A 21,360-nucleotide genomic window follows, 5' to 3' on the forward strand; every position below is an offset into this window, starting at 1 on the left:
AGAGGCTCCATGAACACCCGCACCGCATTGCCCCTGACCGCGTCGCTCGCCGGGCTGATCGCCGCGCTGGCGCCCGTGGAGTGCCGCGCGATCGAGCCGCTGGACACCTTCAGCGCCCGCATCGGCGGCTACGTCACCGACTTCGACACGCAGGTGCGGGCCGACGGCGAGACGCGCGGCGGCACGAACGTCGACCTGCAGCGCGACCTGGGCCTGGACGACCGCAACACCGTCGCCTTCCTCGGCGTGACGTGGCGCCCGTTCGACAACCACGAGTTCGGCCTCTCGTACTACCAGGACGATGCCGACGCCACGCGCCGCATCACCCGCACCATCGAGTTCGACGGCACCACCTACGAGGCCGACAGCACCGTGCGCGCCTCCGTGGACCTGGATGCGTACGACCTCTACTACGTCTGGTGGGCGGCGAACAACGAACGCTGGGCGCTCGGCCCGCGCTTCGGCCTGGTGTGGTACGGCATGCGGCTGGGGTTGTCGATGGAGCTCGATTCGCAGGGCAACACCATCGACGGCGCGATCAGCGAAACCGTCGACGCCGACCTGCCCGCACCGAGCATCGGCGGCAGCTGGCGCTGGGCGCCCGCCGAGCAGTGGCGGTTCTCGGCCGACGTCGGCTACTTCTCGGCGAACGTGGACGACGTCGACGCCGACATCACCTTCGGCCGCATCGGCGTGGAATGGTTCCCGTGGGAGCGCGCCGGCATCTCGCTGGACTACACGCGTCGCAGGATCGAGGCGGACGCGGACGGTTCGGACTTCGCCGGCAACCTCGAATTCATCGACAGCGGCCTGCGGCTGGGCCTGACCTACCGGTTCTGACGCAAGGGCGCGCGCGATGATCGCCACCGGGACCACGTCATCGCACATCGCACGGCGCACGTTCGCGGCGCTGATCCTGTGCGGGTTCGTGTCGATCGCCGCCCTGCTGGCGGCGACGAACGCCAGCGCGCAGCCGGCCCCGGCGACGCCGCCTCCGGCCGCCGCGCCGGTGCACGCGCACGCGACGCTGCGCTATTTCAACCGCGACATCGTGGTGATGCGCGTGCCGTTCTTCGGCAATTCGCCCGAACGCCGCGCGCGCGTGGCCGAGGCGAACATCGCGCGCATCGTCGACGAGGTCGGCGAAGCGGACGTCGAATACGAGAACGTGCCGCAGGGCGTAGCGATCCTGATGTCCGGACAGCTGGTCACCGTGCTGGTGCCGGGCGATCGCGACGCGCTGCGCGGCCAGACGCTCGACCAGCTGCGCGCGCAGACCGTCTCGCGGCTGTCGGTCGCGGTGGCCGCCGCCGAACAGGCACGCCGTCCGCAGCGCATCCTCGAAGGGCTGGCGTGGGTGCTGGCCGGCACGGTCGTGGCGGTCGGCGTGCTGTGGCTGTTGCGATGGCTGGTGCGCCGCGTGCGGCATCGGGTCGATGCGTGGGTCGCGCACCGGCTCGCGCAGCTGCGCAGCGAGTCGGCGCGGCAGATGCTGTCGGGCCTGATCGCCAGCGCACGCGGACTGGCGCGGCTGGCGATGTGGGTGATCGTGCTGCTCACCTTCGAGGAGTGGCTGCGCTTCGCGCTTGGCCGCTTCCCGTACACGCAGCCGTGGGCGGCGGCGATGACGCAATGGGTCGCCGCGCGTACCGCCGGATTCGGCCACGCGGTCGTGTCCGCCCTGCCCGGCCTGTTCAGCGCGTTCCTCATCTTCCTGCTCGCGCGGCTGGTGACGCAGGCGATACGCGTCACTTTCCACGGCGTGGAAACCGGACGCTTCCAGTTCCTCGGCGTCGACCACCAGCTGGCCGAACCCACGCGCAAGATCATCACGGTGCTGATCTGGTTGTTCGCGCTGGCGATGGCGTATCCGTACCTTCCGGGCGCGGAAACCGAAGCGTTCAAGGGCCTGAGCGTATTCGTCGGCTTGATGGTGTCGCTGGGCGCGTCGAGCATCGTCGGCCAGGCGGCGGGCGGATTCACGCTGCTGTACTCGCGCACGATGGCGCCGGGCGACGTGGTGCGCATCGACGACACCGAAGGCACCGTGCAGCAGATCGGCCTGTTCACCACGCGCCTGCGCACGCCGCTCGGCGTGGAGGTGAGCTATCCGAACAACGTCGTGCTGGGCGGGAAACTGCAGAACTTCTCGCGCAATCCCGACGGCCCCGGCATGTGGATCGAGGCCGCGGTGACCATCGGCTACGACGCGCCGTGGCGGCAGGTGCACCGGTTGCTGCTCGACGCCGCGCATCGCACGCCCGGCGTGCAGACGACGCCGACGCCGTTCGTCGCGCAGGCCGCGCTGTCGGACTTCTACGTCGAGTACGTGCTGCGCGCGCGCATCGCCGACGTGCAGCAGCGGCTCGCGTTCCGCAGCGCGCTTCACGCGAACATCCAGGACACCTTCAACGAAGCCGGCGTGCAGATCATGTCGCCCAACTACGAGGCCGACCCGGAAGCGCCAAAAATCGTGCCACGCGCGCAATGGGAAGGCCGTCCGTCCACCGAACCGACGGAATGAAGCACGCGCGGCAAGGACCGTGCCGGAAACGCGTTGCGGCGCGAACGAATTAGGCCCAAGGGCCAATTCCGCGCGGCGCCCTGCAGTCCTAGCGTACGGCTTGCCGCCGTCCTGGCCGCGCGTGCGCGCGACGTCCCATCCAGAACCGTCCCCCGAGGTGTTCCATGAACCAGGAACTGCAGAGCGAGGCGCCGACCCGCCTCTCCAACGTGCTGGTCGCCGCATCCCTGCGCGCCGATCAGTGGCGACAGCTCAATGCGAACGCGCGCGCTTGGGCCCAGGCCGGCTCCGCCTCGCCGCTGCGGTCGCAATGCGAATCGCAGCTGGAGGAGCTGCTGCGCATGGAACACTGCTGGGCGTATCCCGGCGAGCGCCTCATCGGCACGCTGCGCGATGCGCTCGCGCAGGGCGATGCGCCGTTGTTCGCGCGGCTGGTGCGCAAGATTTCCGGCGCGATCCTCTCCGGCGATTACCGCCGCGACGAAACCGTGTGGAACCTGGAGGAAGACCTCGACCGCGCGACGCTCGACGCGCTGCCGCCGGACATCGCCGGCCTCGCCGACAAGCCCTATTTCGAAGTGCTCGTGGTGACGCCGAGCGAGCCGGCGCAGTGGGCGCGTTCGAAGGACGAGATGCGGCGCATGCGACGCCCGGAAGACCTGTTCCACTACGCCGCCGTGCACGCGGGCAGCTTCGAGGACGCCGCGCTCGCGGCAATGGTGAACACCGACCTGCAGGCGGTGGTGCTGGTCGACGGTTTCGGTTTCGCGTCGAAGCACGACATTCCCGACCTGAAGGCATTCCTCGCGCGGCACATCGCGCTGGACGAGGATCGGCTCGGCCCGGGCACGCTGTCGCTGGGGCTCGCGCGCACGCTCAAGGATTTCCGTCCGGAACTCGACCTGTACCTGCTGTCCGACCGCGCGCCCGAATCGCTCGCCGGCAGCGACGAGGCCGCGCCGCTGCGGCGCGTGTTCCACCATGTCGAGGAACCCATGGAGATTCATCTTTCCATCCTCGACGGCATCAAGGACCGTTACGAGACGCCCTATTTCGACAACCTCAAGAAATACGCGCTGCGGCCCATCGGCACGTTCCATGCGCTGCCCATCGCGCGCGGCAAGTCGATCTTCGGTTCGAACTGGATACGCGACATGGGCCATTTCTACGGCACCAACATCCTGTTCGCCGAATCCTCGGCGACGACGGGCGGGCTCGACAGCCTGCTCGAACCCACCGGCAACATCAAAAAGGCGCAGGACGCCGTGGCGCGTGCGTTCGGCGCCAGGCGCGCGTACCTCGGCACCAACGGCACGTCCACGTCGAACAAGATCGTCGTGCAGGCGGTGTGCAAGCCGGGCGACATCGTCATCGTCGACCGCAATTGCCACAAGTCGCACCACTACGGTTTCGTGCTTGCCGGCGCGCAGCCGTACTACGTCGAAGCCTTCCCGCTCACGCAGTATTCGATGTACGGCGCGGTGCCGCTGCGCACGATCAAGCAGGCGCTGATCGACTGCGCCGCCGCCGGCAAGCTCGACCGGGTGAAGGTCATCGACATGACCAACTGCACCTTCGACGGCCACATGTACCACCCGCGCCGGGTGATGGAGGAATGCCTGGCGATCAAGCCCGACCTGATCTTCCTGTGGGACGAGGCGTGGTTCGGCTTCGCGCGGTTCAGCCCGCTGCATCGTCGCCGCACGGCGATGGGCGCGGCGGCTGCGTTGACGCGCCGATATAGAAGCAGCGGGTATCGCGACGAGTACGAGGCATGGAAGGCGAAGATCGGCGACCGCGATCCCGCCGATCCCTCGCTCATCGACGAGCGCGGGCTGCCCGACCCAGACCGCGTGCGCATTCGCGTCTACCAGACCAATTCGACGCACAAGTCGATGTCGGCGTTCCGCCAGGGCTCGATGATGCTGGTGTGGGACGAGGACTTCCACCAGGTCGAAGGCCCGTTCGAGGAAGCGTTCTTCGCGCACACCTCCACGTCGCCGAACCTGCAGCTGATCGCGTCGCTGGATCTCGCGCGCCGGCAGATGGAACTGGAAGGCTACGCGCTGACGATGAAGATGACCGATCTGGCGCTGAAGATCCGCCGCGCGGTCAACACGCATCCGCTGATCTCCAAGTATTTCCGCGTCGCCACGCCGGAGGACATGATCCCGGCCGAATTCCGCGAGTCCGGCATCGCCGACTACGGGCCGCCGAACGCCAGCTGGGCCGAATCCGTGGAGGCGTGGGACTCGGACGAGTTCGCGCTCGATCCCACGCGCCTGACGCTGATCTGCGGCGCCGCCGGCTTCGACGGCACGCAGTTCAAGGGCCTGCTCGCCGAGCGCTTCGACATCCAGATCAACAAGACCTCGCGCAACAGCATCCTCGTGCAGACCAACATCAACAACACGCACAGCGATGCGGCGCTGTTGATCAAGGCGCTGGCGGACCTGTCGCGCGAGATCGAATCGCGCCTTGCGCAGGAAGGCGCGATTGGCCGGCAGGTGTTCGCCGACCGCGTGGATTCGCTGATGACCGACGTGCCCGACCTGCCGAACTTCAGCCGTTTCCACGACGCCTTCCGCGACGATCCCTCCGGCGCCAGCAACGAGGGCCACATGCGCCCGGCGTTCTTCATGGCCTACGAGGAAGACAACTGCGAGTTCGTGAAGCTGCGCAGCGAGGAAGTCGACCAGCGCCTGCGCGACGGGCCGGACATGGTCTCGGCGAACTTCGTCATCCCCTACCCCCCGGGCTTCCCGATCATGGTGCCCGGCCAGGTGATCACCGCCGACACCATCGCCTTCATGCGCAAGCTCGACGTGAAGGAAATCCACGGCTACCACGCCGCGCAGGGAATCAAGCTGATCAAGCCGTCCAAGCTCGCCGACCGGCGCGCCTCGTCCACGCAGTGATCCCGCGCGAAGCAACGCCACACGAAACCGGAGACCGCCGCCATGCAAGGTTTCTTCCAGTTCCTCGCCGACAATCCGTACATCCTGCTGTTCTTCACCGTGGGAATGGCGGTGCTCGTCGGCAAGTTCGCGGTGAAGGGGTACGGGCTGGGCATGGTCGCCGCGGCGGTCGTGGTCGGCGCCGCGCTCGCGACGTGGGCCTCGACCTACGGCGTGAAGCTGCAGCTGGACAACTTCGCCAAGTCGCTCTTCTACTACCTGTTCATGTACGGCGTCGGCCTGCGCGTCGGGCCGGCGTTCTTCAACAGCCTGAAGAAGGACGGCATCACCTTCACCATCCTCGCCGTGATCTGCTCGTTCCTCGGCCTGGCACTGGTGGTGCTGATGACGAAGTGGCTCGCCCTGCCGGCCGGTTCGGCAGGCGGCATTCTCGCCGGTTCGCAGACGATGTCCGCCGCCATCGGCACGGCCGAGATGGCCATGGAACAGGGTGCGTACAAGGTGCCCGCCGGCACCACGCCGGAACAGGTCACCGGCATGATCGCGCTGGGTTACGGCGTGACCTACATCTGGGGCACGGTCGGCATCATCCTGATCTGCAAGTACCTGCCGCGCTGGTGGGGCGTGGATGCGAAGGCCGCCGCGCGCGAGTACGAACAGGCGCACGGCGTGCGCAACGTCGACGACGCGGCGCTCACCGGGTATCGCGGCGGCGGACTTCGCGCGTACCGCATCGAGAACGAGCAGGCCAGCGGCCAGACCATCGCCGAGTTCCGCGCGAAGTTCCCGCAGTACCGCATCGTCAACGTGCGCCGCGGCGAGGATTCGCTCGGCGCCGCGCCCGACATGGTGCTGCTGCACGGCGACGTGGTCGCGCTGGGCGGAAAGCTCGGGGACCTCACCAGCAACCTCGGCCTGCTCGGCAGCGAGGTGGACGATCCGAAGGCGTTGAACGTGCCGCTGGACCAGGCGGAAATCCTGGTCACGGAGAAGGAGTTCGTCGGCAAGCCGCTGCGCTCGCTGGCGACGGAGGACTTCGCGGGACAGGTGCAGGTGACGCGGATGGAACGCTCCGGAGAGCCGATTCCCGTCGGCGCGGAAACCGAACTGAAGCGCCTCGACGTGCTGTTCGTCACCGGCCTGAAGAGCGCCGTGGACAAGGCCGCCGGTCTGCTGGGCAAGATCGCGCGGCCGAGCACGTCCACCGACCTGCTCACGCTGTCTGGCGGCATGGTGCTGGGCCTTCTGATCGGCAAGATCAACGTGCCGGTCGGCGATTTCTCCGTCGGCCTGGGCAACGCGGGCGGACTGCTGCTGTCCGGCATCCTGGTCTCGTCCATCGTGTCGCGGCTGCGTTATTTCGGCAGCACGCCGAACGCCGCGCGCAACATTCTGGAAGACCTGGGCTTGGTGACCTTCATCGCCATCGTCGGCATCAACGCCGGCGCGACGCTGCTGGAACAGCTGACCGGATCGATCGCGCTGAAGATCTTCATCGCCGGTTTCGTCGCCAGCACGATCCCGCCGTTCATCACCTGGGCGATCGGCTACCACTTCTTCAAGATCAATCCGGCGGTGCTGATGGGCGGCGTGGCGGGCTCGCGCTCGCACTCGGGCCCCGCGCGCGAGGCGGCGAAGGAGATCGACAGCACCGTGCCGTGGGTCGGCTTCCCGGTGGGCTATGCGATTTCCGGCGTGCTCTACACGGTGTTCGGCTACTTCGCGATGGTGTTGTCGCAGTAGGCGCAGGGAGAACGACGTGAAGACCAGGCGTGACGAAGCCCGGATCGCGCTCGCGGTCGCATGCGTGGCGTGTGCGCTGGCAATGCCGGCGCACGCGCAGACCACGCCCGCGCAGGGCGCCGCGCCGCCGCAGGCCGACGCGGCCGACGAAACCGAAGACGACGTGTACGTGCCGTCGGAGCCCACCTCGACCGAACAGGGCGCCACGCGCATGAACGAGGCGTTCGCCCCGCGCGATCGCGCGCAGTGGATACGCGACACGCGGCGCAAGGCGTTCCAGGACACCAAGTGGGACCTGCAGGTGCGCTCGTTCTACCTCGACCGCGAGAAGTACGACGACACCGCGAGCGAAGCCTGGGCACTGGGCGGATCGGTCGGTTTCAAGACGGGCTATTTCCGCGAGCGTTTCGCCTTCGGCGCGACCGGCTACACCTCGCAGAAGCTGTTCGGCCCGGAAGACCGCGACGGCACGCTGCTGCTCGCGCCCGGCCAGGAAGGCTACACCGTGCTCGGCGAGGTCTACGGCGAGTTCCTCATCAACGAGGACTCGCGCCTGACCCTGGGCCGGCGCGGCATCGACACGCCCTACATCAACCGCAACGACGCGCGCATGACGCCGAACACTTTCCAGGCCGTGCTGTTCCAGGGCCTGTACGGCGGCGACGAAGGCCGGCCGGAATGGCGCGTGGGCGGCGGGTATTTCGACAAGATCAAGGAGCGCAACTCGGAGGACTTCGTGTCGATGGCGCGCGACGCCGGCGCGCCGGCGGGCGTGGAGCGCGGCGTGTACGCGCTGGGCGCGAACTTCAAGTCCGGCGGATTCTCCTTCGGCGCGATCGACTACTACAGCGACGACATCATCAACATCTTCTACGCCGAAGGTAAGTACGGTTTTTCGCTGGCGGAGAAGACCAGGCTCGCCTTCACGCTGCAGTATTCCGACCAGACCAGCGTCGGCGACGACCGGCTGCGCGGCACGGATTTCGCGTCCGACCAGTGGGGCGCGAAGGCCGAACTCACCCAGGGCGCCGCGCTGTTCACCGCCGCCTACACACGCGCCGGCGGCGACACCAACATGCAGAACCCGTGGAGCGGCTATCCCGGCTTCACCAGCGTGCAGGTGGAGGACTTCAACCGCGACGGCGAATCGGCGTGGCTGCTGCGTGCCGGCTACACCTTCCCGTGGATCAAGGGTGCGAGCGTGTACGCGCTGTACGTCGACGGCTCCGACCCGCAATCACCCACCGAGTACGCGAAGGACGAATACAACGTCAATTTCCAGTGGGCCGTCGCGGACGGTTTCCTGCAGGGTCTGCTGGTGCGCCTGCGCTACTCGCACGTGCGGCAGGAGGGACCGATCGAATGGGACCTGGACGATTTCCGGCTGATGATCTTCTACGACCCGCCGCGGCTTTGACTCGCTGCCTTCGTGGGGCGACGCCCGCACGGTAGCGCGCTTGATTGCGAAGCCTCCGAGCCAAGTAGCCATGGCAATAACAAATAATCCGATTAGTAATAGGCCCGGATGAAAAGAAGGTGTTTCACGAAGCCACGTAACACCTAACAAGCCGACGGAGAGGGTAATCATCCCTAGCAAGAGAATGATGCCCCTGGCCCCCACTGTGGATCGGGGGAACTCCAAATACACGTCGTCAACATGATTCGGCGGGTCGCCGAATGCCTCCAGCACTCCCGGAGGATCACTCGGCGCCGGTAGATCGCGTTCCCATCCGATGCATGATGGGTCCAGCAATGGCCGGGCCTTTTCGGCCTGAGGCGAAACTCTACTCCTTGTCCGCTTGCTGCTGCATCGGCTTCGCCTCCAGTTCGCTTTGCCGGACGGATCCGCGATAAGCCGCACCCATCAAACCGCATATCAGAATAGCCAATGGGATAAGAACCCGCCTGCCAAAGGCGGGATCTTCAGACCAGGCGCGTGGCTCATGCGCAGCAATCGAATTCATGATCATTTCGTATTCCCGCGACGGCGCACCTGCGATCAGATCATTCAAGGACGTCTGCGATATGGGGCATTGGCCGCGTTGTCCACGTAATCCTCGCCTGCGGCGAGACGACCTGCTGGCCGGTCTTGCGGCCGGCCTGCCGCGCCAGTTTCGCCTGCTGCTCGCGCAGGGTCCTGCATTGCAGCGCGTAGTAGTCGGCGACGGTCATCGTCACCTTCAACTGCGTGGCATGCACGCGTTCGTGCAGCAGCAGGCCGCTGACCGTGAGGCGCGTGGTCAGGTTCTCGATGCCGGCCGCCAGCAGCGGTTTGAGCTGGGTGGCGGCGGAGTTCACCGCCAGCAGGGTTTGCGCGGCGGCATCCTTCACGCTGGCGAAGAGCAGTTTCTCGCCGAAGTCCTGGCTGCCGATGAGCTTGTTGAGGGCGTCGTGCAGCTTTTGCGTGTCGTTCCATTCGCGCTCGCCCTGGCCATTCTTGTGGGGTTGCAGGTTGTCGAGCAGCGGTTTGTGGCGCAGCGTCAACGCTTGGAACGGCGGGCTATTCAGGTCGTTCAGCCAGCCCTGCCATAGCTTCACGCTGGCGCCGTCGACAGTCGTCTCCTTCCTGTTCATGCAGATAGCCACAGCCACCGCTACACCAGCCGCACCATCTGCCATGTCACATCCTGGCCCTCGACCTGTGGCATCGGTACGCCGTGGGCGATCGTCTGCGGGCCGATCGGGCGCTCCAAGCATTGCCATACGGCCGGATACGGGCAGGGTTGCCCGGAGCGCACGCGCAGGCCGCGCGATGTGCTCGGCGTGGGCGAACGCGCGCGCGTGGCGGCGTCGGGCCAGTCGCTGTCCTCGTCGAACCGGCCCAGCCAGCGGCGCGTGTCCTGGGCGTTGAAGCGCACGTTGGGGTCGCCATCCCATTCGCCGAAGCCGAGCAGGTCCAGTTTCGGATGGCGGATCGGCTTGAGCAGTTTGTTGAGCATCACCGGCAGCAGCGGAACGCCATCCTCGACCGGATACAAGTCAGGCTGCTCGCCCAGCTCGATCCACTGCCCGCAGCTCAGCTCATCGATGCGGATACGGGGGTGGTCGAGCGCCTCGTGCACTTCCTCGCGGCTCTTGCCGAGCTTGGCGCGCCACACATCGGACAGGAAGAACGCCCAAGTGGGCGGGCGGATGCCTTGCACCAGGTCATGGAATCCTTTCATGCCGAAGGGATAGTCCGTATCCAGTCCGTAGAAGTGCGGGGCCAGCGCACGGTCCCATACCGTCACTTCCGAGCGCGTGCCGAACTCCAGCGGGTTGGCCATCGCGAAGCCGCTGTAGACCTGCTCGGGTTTGAGCCGTTCGATGGTCTCGTGCACGAAGCGGCGCCATCCGTCGCGGTTGTCCAGCCACCATTGCCAGCGATAGTAGAACTGGCCGTAGGAGTAAGCGGTCTCGTTGTTTCCCCAATCCTTCGCGCGCCAGAAGTACCCGGCGGTCGTGGGCGAACTGCGATGGTTCTTCTCGTCGGTGAACTCAAACAAAAAGTTCCTATGAAGCGGCTTCTTCCTGGCCCACTCGCGCAGGTCGCCCGCACGCGTGGACCCATAGGGGTGAGGGCGCTCCGAATCCGGATGCGTGGCGATGGTGTAGGGTTTGTCGGCCAGCGACTCGCTTCGTGCACCTCGATCAGCGCCAGCGACGCGTCCAGGTAGCGCGTCGGTTCGTACTGGAAATAGAACGTCAGGAACGGGCTGATCGCGAGTTCGAAGTCGCCGTTATCGTTAGCCACATTGGGCCAGAGCTTCAAATCGGCCACCATGCCGGCGATATCTTCATCGCTCATAAGTCGCTGCGTTGTGCTCATTTGTTCTTCCTCCTGCCGGGAGCATTGGGCTTTTGATCGTTGCCTGGCGTGACATCCGTGCAATCCTCCGGCACGCGCAGCAGCGCGACCTTCTTCTGGTCCTTGCCGCCCATGACGTCGTCGTAGTCGTCCAACTGATCTTTCCTCACCCAATCCCCCGGAAACTTGATCTCCACTGCCGCAAACACGTTCGGCACCTCGAACGGCTGCTGCCGGTACTCGACGATCACCAGGTCCGGCGCGATGCAGCCGCGCGGACGCGGCCAGAACGGAAAGATGTCGTGACGCGGTACGGCTTGGTGCTGCCCGGCCGGTCGAGCGCCGCCTTGCGGCTGGTGCGGTAGTAGTTCGGCTCGGCCTTCAGCGGGCTCTTCCAGTCCAGTGCACCGTCGATGGCTTCGAAGATCAGCGACGCGGTGGTCTGTTTCAGTGCGATTTCAATCGTGGTTTCGACCACCTCGCCCGGAATCTTCCTGCGCACCCGGCGCGGCACCTTGATCGGCATCGCCAGCGCCCATTGACTGGCTATGCTGATGGCCGGGCGGAACGGAATCTTGCGCTCGATGTACTCCTTGTACGTCGCGCCCTCGGTGCCACGCCGCGACACCGTGCTGTTGCCGCCCTTGTCGACCAGCGCGAAGGTGGAACTCTTCGTGTCGATCTCCTTCGAGAACGATTCGATGGTGTTGCGCAGAACCTGTTTCACCTGTTCCTTGCGCTGCGCGATGTCGCGCATCATCTCGGCGGTTTCCTTGACCGTCATGGCCGTTTCGTAGGCCTCGTACGCGCGATAGGCGCGGTAGCCCCAGACCAGGGCGGCGGCTGCGGCGGGCAGCGGCATCAGGCGTCTCCTTCCTGTTCATCCAAATAGATATCTTCGAAGGGCGAGGGTTCGTTCATCGGCTGGGCGGAATCGACAAGCGCCATCACCGACTCCCATGCTTCGGCGATGCGCTGGTCGTCGCGCATGACGGTCTTATAGGCCTGTACGCGCTGCGACCGTGGGGTGTCGATCCAGGCGGTGCCGCCTTGCTCGTCCGTCTTGCCTTCGGCGAGTACACGGTCGCCATCGACCACCTTGTAGCCGTAGCCCGCGAAGCTGCGACCGTCGTCCTTGACCATTAGATAGCGGCCGCTGTAGGGGCCTTGGGCTTCGACGAGCGCTGCGGCGGCGTTGCCGGTGATTGAGAGTGCGTTCCTCGAAGCGCAGTTCGTTGTAGCCGTTCGCCTTGTGCGACTTTGTCTTGAAAACTGTTCTTGTTTTATGCCTTGGAAGTTCGTACGGCGGAAGATTGGCCGCGTTGTACGTGCGCCCTGTGATGATCGGCTGATCGACCCGACCATCGAGGTAGCTGACGATCACTTCGGTGCCGATGCGCGGGATCGCCATGAAGCCGTACATCGGCCCGGCCCAGCCCTGCGCGACGCGGATCCAGCAGGAGCTGGATTCCTGCCTATCCGTTTCACGATCCCACGGAAAGTAGACTTTTACGCGCCCGTGAATATCGCAGTAGATCTCCTCATTTTCCGGGCCGACCACTTCCGCCACTTGCGGCCCGTCCATCACCGGGTGCGGTGCGGGTTCGGGCTTCCAGTCGTAATGGGCCGGCACCACGGTGGCGGCGTATTCGTAGCGGCTGCCGTGTTCGGCGCCGGCCGCGTCGGCTTCCTGCGAGGCGGCCTGCTCGCCTCGGTGGTGCATGGCGATCACGCGCCAACGCGCGTTCAGCGCGTCGTTCGAATGCCCGGTGAGATCGAACGCCAGGCCCGGCCACAGGCGCGCGTCGTCGCCTTCGATCAGCGCGTGCTCGGCCAGGTTGCGCAGGCCGGCCAGCTTGGTGCGGGTGAAAGGCCGGCCCACTTCTGCCCGCTTGTACCCCGCGGCGTAGTCATAGAACTCCAGTTCCCCGATCGCGCGCTCGGCGGCCCACGGCCGGGCCTCCTGTTCCTGGTTGTAGGGCGGATTGTGGAAGCTGTATTCGCGCTGGGTCACCCGCGTCGGCGCGAGTTGGCGGCGGTGGGCGAAGTGCCACAGGTGCGGCACCGGTGCATCGCCGGCGGGCGCCGGCTGGTACAGCACCTCGCCGTCGAGCAGTGGCGCGGTGTCGATGCGATCGCTCAGCACCAGGCGGCCTTGGCGGCCTTCGGTCTGGTGCCAGTACACGATGCCCTCTTCGGTCGCGAGCCGGTACAGGAACTGGTCGTCGTGTTCCCGATACTGGACGGCATACTCGCGCGGCTCGTGGCTGGCGAGGTATGTCGTCTTCGCGCCCTGCAGGCCGTGCTCCTTCAGGATCGTCGCCAGGATCTCCGGCGCGGTGACCTGTTGGAAGATGCGGCTGTTGTGGCGCAGCGCCAGACGCGCCAAGGGTGATTCGACGACGGCGCGATAGCGAGTGAGCCGAAACCCGGTTTCGCATTGCTCGAACGCGGTGCAGATGCCGGCCACCTTGCGTTCCGCGACGCCTTCCCGCTCGATGGCGAACACCGCCTCGTGATCCAGCAATTCCGCCGCATCGATCGCGTCATCGGCGCTGGAAAGATCGAGCTCCAGCCGGAACGATTGCGAAACGCCTTCGGTCAGCTCGAAACGGACCACATCCAACGCCAGCCCGTCACCCAAGGCGATGGAAAATCTTACGTCCGACCGCATCCTTCCTCCGTTGAAGTCAAAGCGAAGCCGCCGTTTTACCCACGTCCCAAAGTCCGTCGCAATTCGAAGAAGTCGCGCTTTTCTCCACGCAGTGCGGCAAACCCCGACATCGGCAACGCCGCCGCGTTTGCGTTACCGCATCACGATGCGGTGCATCTTCTTTCCATCGAAGGAAGAAGTTCCACGGAATTTCCACGTTTCGCGTTCGTCTTCGAGTTGGACGAGCACACGCCGAAAGTGGGTGTCGCAAGCGATGGTTGGCGATTACGGCGGGAAACGGCCATTCCCCGCCCGCGGTGATGAGCTGCATGACGAGCGCCGGTTGGCCCGAAACCTGCCCGAACCCGCGCGCCGCCCGCCGCGCCACCTTGGCCCAAGGGCCAATTGAGCCCCGCCGCGAACGGCGTAGAAGAAGGGGATCACCGGACGGGGCCGCCCGTCGGACATCACGAGGACTCCACGATGAACAAGCCGACGTTCCTGAAGTCGCTGTCCCTCGCCGTCGCCGTCGCGGCCGTGCTGGCGGTCTCGTCCGCGTCCGCCGCGGACGGCGACAAGAGCAGGATCAAGGGCCTGATCACCTCCGTGCAGGGCGACACCATCGTCGTGAAGGACGCCAAAAACGCGGAACAGACGGTCACGCTCTCGCCCACGACGAAGTACAAGCGCACCAAGGGCCTCACCGGCGTGGTGCACGAGAAGGCCGAACAGGGCGCGCTGATGCCGGGGCTGCCGGTCACCATCGACGCGGTCGCGGCGGGAAGCGGCTTCGACGCGACGGAGGTGTCGTTCAAGTCCGAGGACTTCCGCACCGCGCAGCAGGTGCAGGCCGGCCTGGCGCCGACCACCGCGCGCATGAACGAGTTCGGCAAGTACGAAGCGCTCGCCACCGCCGAGGTGCTGTTCGATTCGGGCAGCGCGAAGATCAGCCCCGCCGGGAAGTCCGACCTCGACGCCTTCGCCGCCAAGGCGAAGGAAACGCAGGATTACCAGGTCGTGCTGCAGGGCTTCACCGATTCCACCGGCAATGCCGAAGCCAACGAACGCCTGAGCGTGCGCCGCGCCAACGCCGTCGCCGATTACCTGCAGCAGCAGGCCGGCCTCCAGCCGGGCCGGGTGCGCGCGGGCGACGGCATGGGCGTGGCCACCGATGCCGGCAGCGGCAGCAATGCGGGCGCGCGCAAGGTCGTGGTGAAGCTGATCGTCGACAAGGGCGTGCAGGCAGGCAAATAACGCAGCCATCGCGACGGCGGGGTTCCCTCCCCCACCTGCCGCCGCGCGAGTGGAGGGTTCCATGCGCATCGCGATGCTTACCGCGGCGACTGCCGCGCTGCTGCTGGCGACGTCCGGCGTCGCATCCGCCGCGCCGGCGCAATCGCCCGCTGCGGCGAACCCGTCGACCGCATCGTCCGGCACGTTCACCCGCGAAGAACTCGACCAGATGATGGCGCCGATCGCGCTGTATCCGGACGCGTTGCTCGCGCAGATCCTGATGGCCTCGACCTATCCCGGCGACGTCGCCGATGCCGTGGAGTGGTCGAAGGCGCACAAGGACGCCAAGGGCGAGGACGCGGTGAAGCAGGTCGAGGGCCAGCCGTGGGATCCCAGCGTGCAGTCGCTGGTGGCCTTCCCGCAGCTGCTCGCCGTGCTCGGGCAGGACCCCAAGTGGGTGCAGCGCCTGGGCGACGCGTTCCTCGCGCAGCCCGACGCGGTGATGGAATCGGCGCAGCGCTTGCGAAGGCAGGCCGATGCGGCCGGCAACCTGAAATCGAACGAACAGCAGAAGGTCACCAGGGAAGCCGCGCCGGCCGGCGGCACGGCCGCCGCGCCGCAGACGATCGTGATCGAATCCGCGCAGCCGGACGTCGTCTACGTCCCCAGCTACAACCCCAGCGTGGTCTACGGCACCTGGGCGTATCCGTCGTACCCGCCGTACTACTACCCGCCACCGGCGTACTACTACCCGGGCGGCGCGCTGATCAGCTTCGGCATCGGCATGGCCGTGGGCGGTGCGTTGTGGGGCGATCTGGACTGGGGACACAGCGACATCGACATCGACGTGGACCGCTACAACGAGTTCAACCGCAACACCAACCGCACCGTCAACCGCGACCAGATCAGCCGCGACGGCAAGTGGCAGCACAACGCGGCCAATCGCGACGGCGTGCCGTACCGCGACAGCGCCAGCCGCGAACGCTACGGCCGCCAGCTCGACGGCGCCGGCCAGCGCGAAGCGGCGCGGGGGCGCGATCCGTCCAGCGTCGCCACGCGCGATCCCGCGCGCTCGGCCGAACGCGACCGCGCACGCCAGGCGATGGAACAGCGCGGTTTCGAAGCGCCGGCGACGAGCAACCGCGAAGCGCGCGATCGCGCCGGGCAGGCCTCGCGCGATATCGCCTCCAACCCGAACCGCGGCGATTTCCAGCGCAGCGGCGGCCTCGACAACGCGCAGGCGCGGCAGAGCGCACGCGACCAGCACCTGGGTTCGAGCGGCGCGCGCAACAGCAACGCGTTCACCGGCGCGAGCAATCCGGCGATGTCGCGCGGCGATGCCGGACGCGGCCATCGCAGCTACCAGCAATCGCAACGGCCGGCGGCCTCGCGCGGCGGCGGCCACCAGATGAGCCGTCCCTCGCGCCCGCCGATGCGCGGCGGCGGCGGACGCCGGCGCTGAGCAGGAGAACGACGACATGACCGCATCCGTCCGCTGGCTCCCGCTCGCCCTCGCCGCGTGCATCGTCGCGCCGCTGCACGCGCAAGAAACCTTCGCCACGCCCGAAGCCGCCGCCGAGGCGCTCGTCGGCGCGCTCGGCACGAAGACCGCCGATGAAACGCGCCTGGACGCGGTGCTCGGCCCGCAATGGGACGAAGTGATCCCGCGCGGCAGCGTCGATCGCGAGGACGTCGACGCCTTCCTCGCGCGTTATCGCGAGAAGCGCGCCTTCCAGCCGCAGGACGCGACCCACCAGGTGCTCGCGGTCGGCAAGGAAGCGTGGACCCTGCCGGTGCCGCTGGTGAAGAACGCCAACGGCTGGACGTTCGACCTGAAGGCCGGCGAGCCGGAGATCCGCGCGCGTCGCATCGGCCGCAACGAACGCGAGGCCGAACAGGCGGTGCTCGCCTACCACGACGCGCAGGTCGATTACGCATCCGTCGATCGCAACGGCAACGGCGTGCTCGAGTACGCGCAGAAGTTCGTCAGCGCCAACGGCAGCCACGACGGGCTGTACTGGGCCGACGACGGCGGCGAGGAAAGCCCGATCGGCCCGCTGTTCGGCGACGACACGCCCAACGGCGAATGGCACGGCTACCGCTACCGCATCCTCACCGCGCAGGGCCCGTCGGCGCCCGGCGGCGCGTACGACTACAAGCTCGGCGACGCGATGACGCGCGGCTTCGCGCTTGTCGCATGGCCCGCGCGTTACGGCGACAGCGGCGTGATGAGCTTCATGATCAGCCACGAGGGCGAGGTGTTCGAGAAGGACCTCGGCCCGCAGGGCGAGCAGATCGCGCGCACCATGACCAGCTTCGATCCTGACAGCAGCTGGACCGAAGCCGGCGAACGCACGGCCGCATCGGATTGAGCCACGGGACATCCACCATGAAGGCAATCGCGCTGGTCCTCGCCCTAACCTGCACCGCCGCGCTCGCACCCACTGCCGCCCGGCAAGGCACGCCGGCCGAGCGCGCGTTCGATCCGAAGGCGGTCAAGGCGCTCGCGCAGATCGGCACGAAGCTGCGCGGCCTGCGCGAATACACCGTCTCGGCCGAGCTGCAGACGCGCGCGCCGCTGGCTTCGGGCGAATACCGCGATTTCCGCGGCAACGTGCGTTACCAGGTGCGCACGCCGGACCGCCTGCACGCGTCCATCCGCGGCATCGGTTTCGATCGCGACGTGGTGTTCGACGGCCGCACCATCGCGGTCTTCTCGCCCGCGCAGAACACCTACGCGCGCATCGAAGCGCCGGGCACGCTCGCGACGATGGTGTCGGAAGTCGAGCAGCGCACCGGGCTGGCCATTCCCATCGCGCAGCTGTTCCACTGGGACGACCAGGCCAGGCTGCTGGAAGGGGCCGAGCGCGCGACGTATTCCGGCCAGGCCCTGGTCGGCGGACGCGATTGCGCGCACTACTCGTACAAGAAGGCCGGCGTCGCATGGGAAGTCTTCGCCGACGCGCAGCACCTGCCGTGCAAGCTGGCCTTCGTCGACACGCGCGATCCCAACCTGCCCGGCTACAGCGCCGAACTCACCTGGGACGAACGCGCGCGCGTGCCGGACGCCGCGTTCGTCTTCGAGCCGCCGGCCGGTGCGAACGAGATCGCCTGGGACCGGTTCAAGGCGCAGGGGCAATAACGTTCAATCGTCGGCGACGTCCGGATCGAACACGAGGAGGTCGCCGGGCTGGCACTCCAGGTGCCGGCAGATCGCCGCCAGCGTTTCGAAGCGGATGCCGCGCACCTTCCCCGACTTGAGCAGCGACAGGTTCGATTCGGTGATGCCGATCCGCTGTGCGAGGTCCTTCGAACGGATCTTGCGCAGGGCGAGCATGACGTCCAGGCGTACGACGATTCCCATGGGCGTCTCCTAGACGATCGAACGGCTGTCGTCTTCCAGCCGCGCCGCCTCGTCGAACAGGCGCGCGACCAGCCAGAACAGCGCCGCCACGGTCAGCGTGACGAGGTCGCCGGCATCGAAGCTCATGCGCAGCAGGCCGTCGGCGCGCGCGATCGCGTCGGCGGACATGACGACCGCCGGCAACGCCACGCGGACGATGGCCGCGAGCAGGAACAGCAACGCGAAGCGCCGGAAGTGCCGCGTCGCGTCGGCCGAGAACACGCGATCGCGTCCCACCCGGCCGAGCATGCGCGCCAGTTCGAACAGCGCCGTACCGATGAGCAGCGCGACGACCACCGCCGTCCATGCGGCCCAGCGCAGCGGAAGTGCGCCAGGCTCCAGCGTCGCCGAGACGAAGCGCCCGCCCCAGCCGTTCAGGGCCAGCAGCGCGGCGAGCGTCGCGACCATATAGAAGGCGCCCGCCGCGAGCGCGGCATAGCGAAGCAGGCGCGCGTGCCGCGCCAGGCTCGTTGACATTTCCGACTTGCGCATATTAGTTTCTGTTTTACAGAAATTATTTCATGTCAGGCAAATACTAACATGCGCATCGGCAATCCACATCCCGCCTTTCGGGCGCCCCTTCTCGCGGCCTCGCTGCTGGTCGCCCATGGCATTGCGTCCGCTTCCGACTCGACGCCTCCGGCCGCGTTGACGGTCCCTTCCAAACAGGCCGCCGTCGAACAGGCGCTGGAGGACGCCGACGCCGGCGACGTGTTCGCGCTCGAACGCCTGGACATCGCCGGCGTCGAGCCGGAACTCGCCGCCATCGCGACGGCGCGCATCGCCGCGGCGCGCCTGCGTTCGCATGAGGCCATCGCCCTCGCCCGCCCGGTCGCGCAGGATGCGGAAGCGTCGGCCGCGCATCGCTCGCGCGCCTGGGCGGTGCTTGCCGATGCGGCGTTCACTTCCGGCGATTACGCCGAAGCGGCCCGCGCCGCGCAGCGCTGGCAGGACGTGCTGCGCGAACGCCGCGCGCCGCAGAAGGACATCGACGACGCGCAACGCCTGGCCGCGCTGGCGGGCGCGATGTCGGCCGCGCCGCGACAGGCAGTGGAAACGCTCGCGCCGGAGACGGTGACGACGCGCCGCGACAAGGTCGGCCTGTCGCGCGCCGACGCGACGGTGAACGGTCTCGTGCAGGACGCCGTGCTCGACACGGGCGCGGGCCTGTCGGTGGTGTCGCAAAGCACCGCCACGAAGCTCGGCCTGCGCATGCTCGATGGCGCGGCGACCATCGGCAGCGCGGCCCGCCAGGCCGTGCCCACGCGCATCGGCATCGCCGAACGTTTCGCCTTCGCCGGGCTGGAACTGCGCGACGTCGCCTTCCTCGTGCTCGACGACGCGCAACTGCAACTGCCGGTGCCGGGCGGTTATTCGATCGACGCGATCATCGGCTTCCCGGTGCTGCGCGAATTCCGGCGCCTGCGCTTCGAACGCGACGGCGCGCTGGTGCCGGAACCGGGGGCGCGCGCCGCGACGACGGAGAACCTGCGCGTGGTGTCCAATGCGTTGTACGTGGACGCGAAAGTCCGCGACGTGCCGCTCGCGCTGCACCTGGACAGCGGCGGCCCGCGCTCGTTCCTGACCACGCGCTTCGCGCAGCGTCATCCGCATCTCGTCGACGGCCTGCCGCGCAAGGACGAGCGCATGGCCGGCGCCGGCGGCTCCACCACGCGCGTTTCCGCGCTGATGCCGAACGCGCACGTCGATGTGGCCGGTGCGCGCGCCACGCTGGCGGAGCTGCCGGTCGTGGTCGAGGACGGCGCCCACGTGCAGGCGCAGAACTTCGGCCTGATGGGCGGCGACGTGCTGGACCAGTTCGAGCACTGGACGCTGGATTTCGAGGCGATGACGTTCGAGGTGGGGGCGCGGGTGGCTGGGGGATAAAGACTCCGGCGCAGCCTTCCTCCGACATTCCAGCGAAAGCTCGAGCCCATTCTGCTCCTGGGGCTCTGCTTCGACGCGAGACGTTGCCCCTCACCCCAACCCCTCTCAGCTCTGCACTCCCTCCGGTCGCCGCAGGGAGAGGGGTTCAAACCGACCACACCACCTGCACGACACATTTACCCCGCTCCCCCGACCATCACCGCAACGCACGATTCCACGGGAGCGAACGCATGGCCGGATCCGGCCGCATGGTGGTGGTCGCCGCGCTGCTCGGCAATGCGGCCGTCGCGGTCACCAAGTTCATCGCGGCGGCGTTCACCGGATCCTCGGCGATGCTCAGCGAAGGCGTGCATTCGCTGGTGGACACCAGCAACCAGGTGCTGATGCTGCACGGCCTGCGGCGCGCGGCGAAACCGCCCGACGCCGCGCATCCCTTCGGCTACGGACGCGAGCTGTACTTCTGGGCGTTCATCGTCGCGCTGATGGTGTTCGCGCTCGGCGCGGGCATCTCGTTCTACGAGGGCATCGTGCACCTGCGCCACCCGCGCGAGATCGAGAATCCGCTGGTGAACTACATCGTGCTGGGCGCATCCCTCGTCTTCGAAGGCGCGACCTGGTACGTGGCGCTGCGCGCATTCCGCGCGGCGAAGGGACGACGCGGCTGGATCCGCGCCTTCCGCGACAGCAAGGACGCCAGCACCTTCACCGTGCTGTTCGAGGACACCGCGGCGATGCTCGGCCTGCTGATCGCGCTGGCCGGCGTCGTCGCCGCGCAGGTCACCGGCGATCCGCGCTTCGACGGCTACGCGTCGCTGGGCATCGGCGCGGTGCTGGCGGTCACCGCGATCCTGCTCGCTCGCGAAACCAAGGGCCTGCTGCTGGGCGAGGCGGCGCAGCGGCAGGTGGTGAACGACATCCTGCGCATCGCCGACGACGACCCCGACGTGCGCTGCGCCAACGGCGTGCTGACGCAGCAGCTGGGGCCGGAGAGCATCATCGCCGCGCTCAGCGCCGACTTCCACGACGCGCTCACCACGCCGCAGATCGAAGCCTGCGTGATGCGCATCGAACGCGCCGTGCAGCGCACGCACCCGGACGTCACCGCACTGTTCGTCAAGCCGCAGACGGCCGAAACCTGGGCGCGGCGCAGTTCGCGATGGGATCCTGACCGCGTCACGCCCGACAACATCGATGCGACGTGAGGGCATCCGT

The 21,360-nt window shown here is 67.4% G+C and carries 20 protein-coding genes; 11 read left to right on the forward strand and 9 right to left on the reverse strand.

Translation table 11 applies throughout. The annotated features are described in order from the left end of the window. Nucleotides 1–9: 9 nt before the first annotated feature. From I4U41_RS00420 to I4U41_RS00440, 5 genes are all read left to right on the forward strand, one after another. Nucleotides 10–840 (forward strand): hypothetical protein, encoded by an 831-nt coding sequence (locus I4U41_RS00420; protein ID WP_206858509.1) that lies wholly within the window; start codon nt 10–12, stop codon nt 838–840. A 16-nt stretch (nt 841–856) separates the two neighbouring features. Beyond that, nucleotides 857–2,524: a mechanosensitive ion channel family protein gene (locus I4U41_RS00425; RefSeq protein ID WP_206858517.1), complete on the forward strand. Its 1,668-nt coding sequence runs from the start codon at nt 857–859 to the stop codon at nt 2,522–2,524. A gap of 164 nt (nt 2,525–2,688) precedes the next feature. Further along, a complete protein-coding gene (locus tag I4U41_RS00430; protein WP_206858519.1) occupies nt 2,689–5,442 on the forward strand; it encodes an Orn/Lys/Arg family decarboxylase in 2,754 nt (917 codons plus the stop codon). Between the two features lie 42 nt (nt 5,443–5,484). Then, nucleotides 5,485–7,185 carry an aspartate:alanine exchanger family transporter gene (locus tag I4U41_RS00435; protein WP_206858521.1) on the forward strand — a complete coding sequence of 567 codons (1,701 nt, stop codon included), beginning with the start codon at nt 5,485–5,487 and terminating at the stop codon, nt 7,183–7,185. A gap of 16 nt (nt 7,186–7,201) precedes the next feature. Continuing rightward, entirely contained in the window at nt 7,202–8,602 is a 1,401-nt protein-coding gene (locus I4U41_RS00440) for an OprD family outer membrane porin (protein ID WP_206858544.1), read from the forward strand. 367 nt (nt 8,603–8,969) lie between these two features. On the opposite strand, the gene I4U41_RS00445 is transcribed toward I4U41_RS00440, so the two are convergent. The 7 genes from I4U41_RS00445 to I4U41_RS00470 form a co-directional block, all read right to left on the reverse strand. Beyond that, nucleotides 8,970–9,197 (reverse strand): hypothetical protein, encoded by a 228-nt coding sequence (locus I4U41_RS00445; RefSeq protein ID WP_206858548.1) that lies wholly within the window; start codon nt 9,195–9,197, stop codon nt 8,970–8,972. Next, nucleotides 9,190–9,804: a hypothetical protein gene (locus tag I4U41_RS00450; RefSeq protein ID WP_206858552.1), complete on the reverse strand. Its 615-nt coding sequence runs from the start codon at nt 9,802–9,804 to the stop codon at nt 9,190–9,192. The genes I4U41_RS00445 and I4U41_RS00450 overlap by 8 nt, the downstream gene beginning before the upstream one ends. Next, nucleotides 9,780–10,670 (reverse strand): type VI immunity family protein, encoded by an 891-nt coding sequence (locus I4U41_RS00455; RefSeq protein WP_206858554.1) that lies wholly within the window; start codon nt 10,668–10,670, stop codon nt 9,780–9,782. Before I4U41_RS00455 ends, I4U41_RS00450 begins: the two co-directional genes overlap by 25 nt. 319 nt (nt 10,671–10,989) lie before the next feature. Further along, nucleotides 10,990–11,223 (reverse strand): hypothetical protein, encoded by a 234-nt coding sequence (locus tag I4U41_RS00460; protein WP_206858556.1) that lies wholly within the window; start codon nt 11,221–11,223, stop codon nt 10,990–10,992. Then, entirely contained in the window at nt 11,220–11,834 is a 615-nt protein-coding gene (locus I4U41_RS00465) for a hypothetical protein (protein ID WP_206858558.1), read from the reverse strand. Before I4U41_RS00465 ends, I4U41_RS00460 begins: the two co-directional genes overlap by 4 nt. Then, a complete protein-coding gene (locus I4U41_RS18480) occupies nt 11,834–11,962 on the reverse strand; it encodes a hypothetical protein (protein ID WP_255541960.1) in 129 nt (42 codons plus the stop codon). Before I4U41_RS18480 ends, I4U41_RS00465 begins: the two co-directional genes overlap by 1 nt. A 7-nt stretch (nt 11,963–11,969) precedes the next feature. Beyond that, nucleotides 11,970–13,646 (reverse strand): type VI secretion system Vgr family protein, encoded by a 1,677-nt coding sequence (locus I4U41_RS00470; RefSeq protein ID WP_206858569.1) that lies wholly within the window; start codon nt 13,644–13,646, stop codon nt 11,970–11,972. Between the two features lie 462 nt (nt 13,647–14,108). Between I4U41_RS00470 and I4U41_RS00475 the strand changes: the two genes are divergently transcribed. From I4U41_RS00475 to I4U41_RS00490, 4 genes are all read left to right on the forward strand, one after another. Beyond that, nucleotides 14,109–14,879: an OmpA family protein gene (locus I4U41_RS00475; RefSeq protein WP_206858571.1), complete on the forward strand. Its 771-nt coding sequence runs from the start codon at nt 14,109–14,111 to the stop codon at nt 14,877–14,879. A gap of 61 nt (nt 14,880–14,940) precedes the next feature. Then, entirely contained in the window at nt 14,941–16,320 is a 1,380-nt protein-coding gene (locus I4U41_RS00480; RefSeq protein ID WP_206858573.1) for a DUF3300 domain-containing protein, read from the forward strand. Nucleotides 16,321–16,336: 16 nt separating this feature from the next. After that, nucleotides 16,337–17,230 (forward strand): DUF2950 domain-containing protein, encoded by an 894-nt coding sequence (locus I4U41_RS00485; protein ID WP_206858578.1) that lies wholly within the window; start codon nt 16,337–16,339, stop codon nt 17,228–17,230. Between the two features lie 17 nt (nt 17,231–17,247). Beyond that, the gene (locus I4U41_RS00490) at nt 17,248–18,000 is read left to right on the forward strand and encodes a DUF2092 domain-containing protein (RefSeq protein WP_206858580.1); all 753 of its coding nucleotides are present in this window, start codon (nt 17,248–17,250) and stop codon (nt 17,998–18,000) included. Between the two features lie 3 nt (nt 18,001–18,003). On the opposite strand, the gene I4U41_RS00495 is transcribed toward I4U41_RS00490, so the two are convergent. Further along, complete coding sequence (locus I4U41_RS00495) at nt 18,004–18,222, reverse strand: helix-turn-helix domain-containing protein (RefSeq protein ID WP_206858603.1); 219 nt, start codon at nt 18,220–18,222, stop codon at nt 18,004–18,006. 9 nt (nt 18,223–18,231) lie between these two features. Next, nucleotides 18,232–18,738 (reverse strand): DUF2975 domain-containing protein, encoded by a 507-nt coding sequence (locus I4U41_RS00500; RefSeq protein ID WP_206858606.1) that lies wholly within the window; start codon nt 18,736–18,738, stop codon nt 18,232–18,234. Nucleotides 18,739–18,909: 171 nt separating this feature from the next. Between I4U41_RS00500 and I4U41_RS00505 the strand changes: the two genes are divergently transcribed. Both I4U41_RS00505 and I4U41_RS00510 read left to right on the forward strand, forming a co-directional pair. Then, the gene (locus I4U41_RS00505) at nt 18,910–20,148 is read left to right on the forward strand and encodes a retropepsin-like aspartic protease (protein ID WP_206858611.1); all 1,239 of its coding nucleotides are present in this window, start codon (nt 18,910–18,912) and stop codon (nt 20,146–20,148) included. Nucleotides 20,149–20,378: 230 nt separating this feature from the next. Next, nucleotides 20,379–21,350 (forward strand): cation diffusion facilitator family transporter, encoded by a 972-nt coding sequence (locus I4U41_RS00510; protein WP_242524931.1) that lies wholly within the window; start codon nt 20,379–20,381, stop codon nt 21,348–21,350. The last annotated feature ends 10 nt before the right edge of the window (nt 21,351–21,360 follow it).

The organism is Lysobacter changpingensis, from assembly GCF_017308985.1.
In the GTDB taxonomy this organism is placed as follows: Bacteria; Pseudomonadota; Gammaproteobacteria; order Xanthomonadales; family Xanthomonadaceae; genus Lysobacter_J; species Lysobacter_J changpingensis.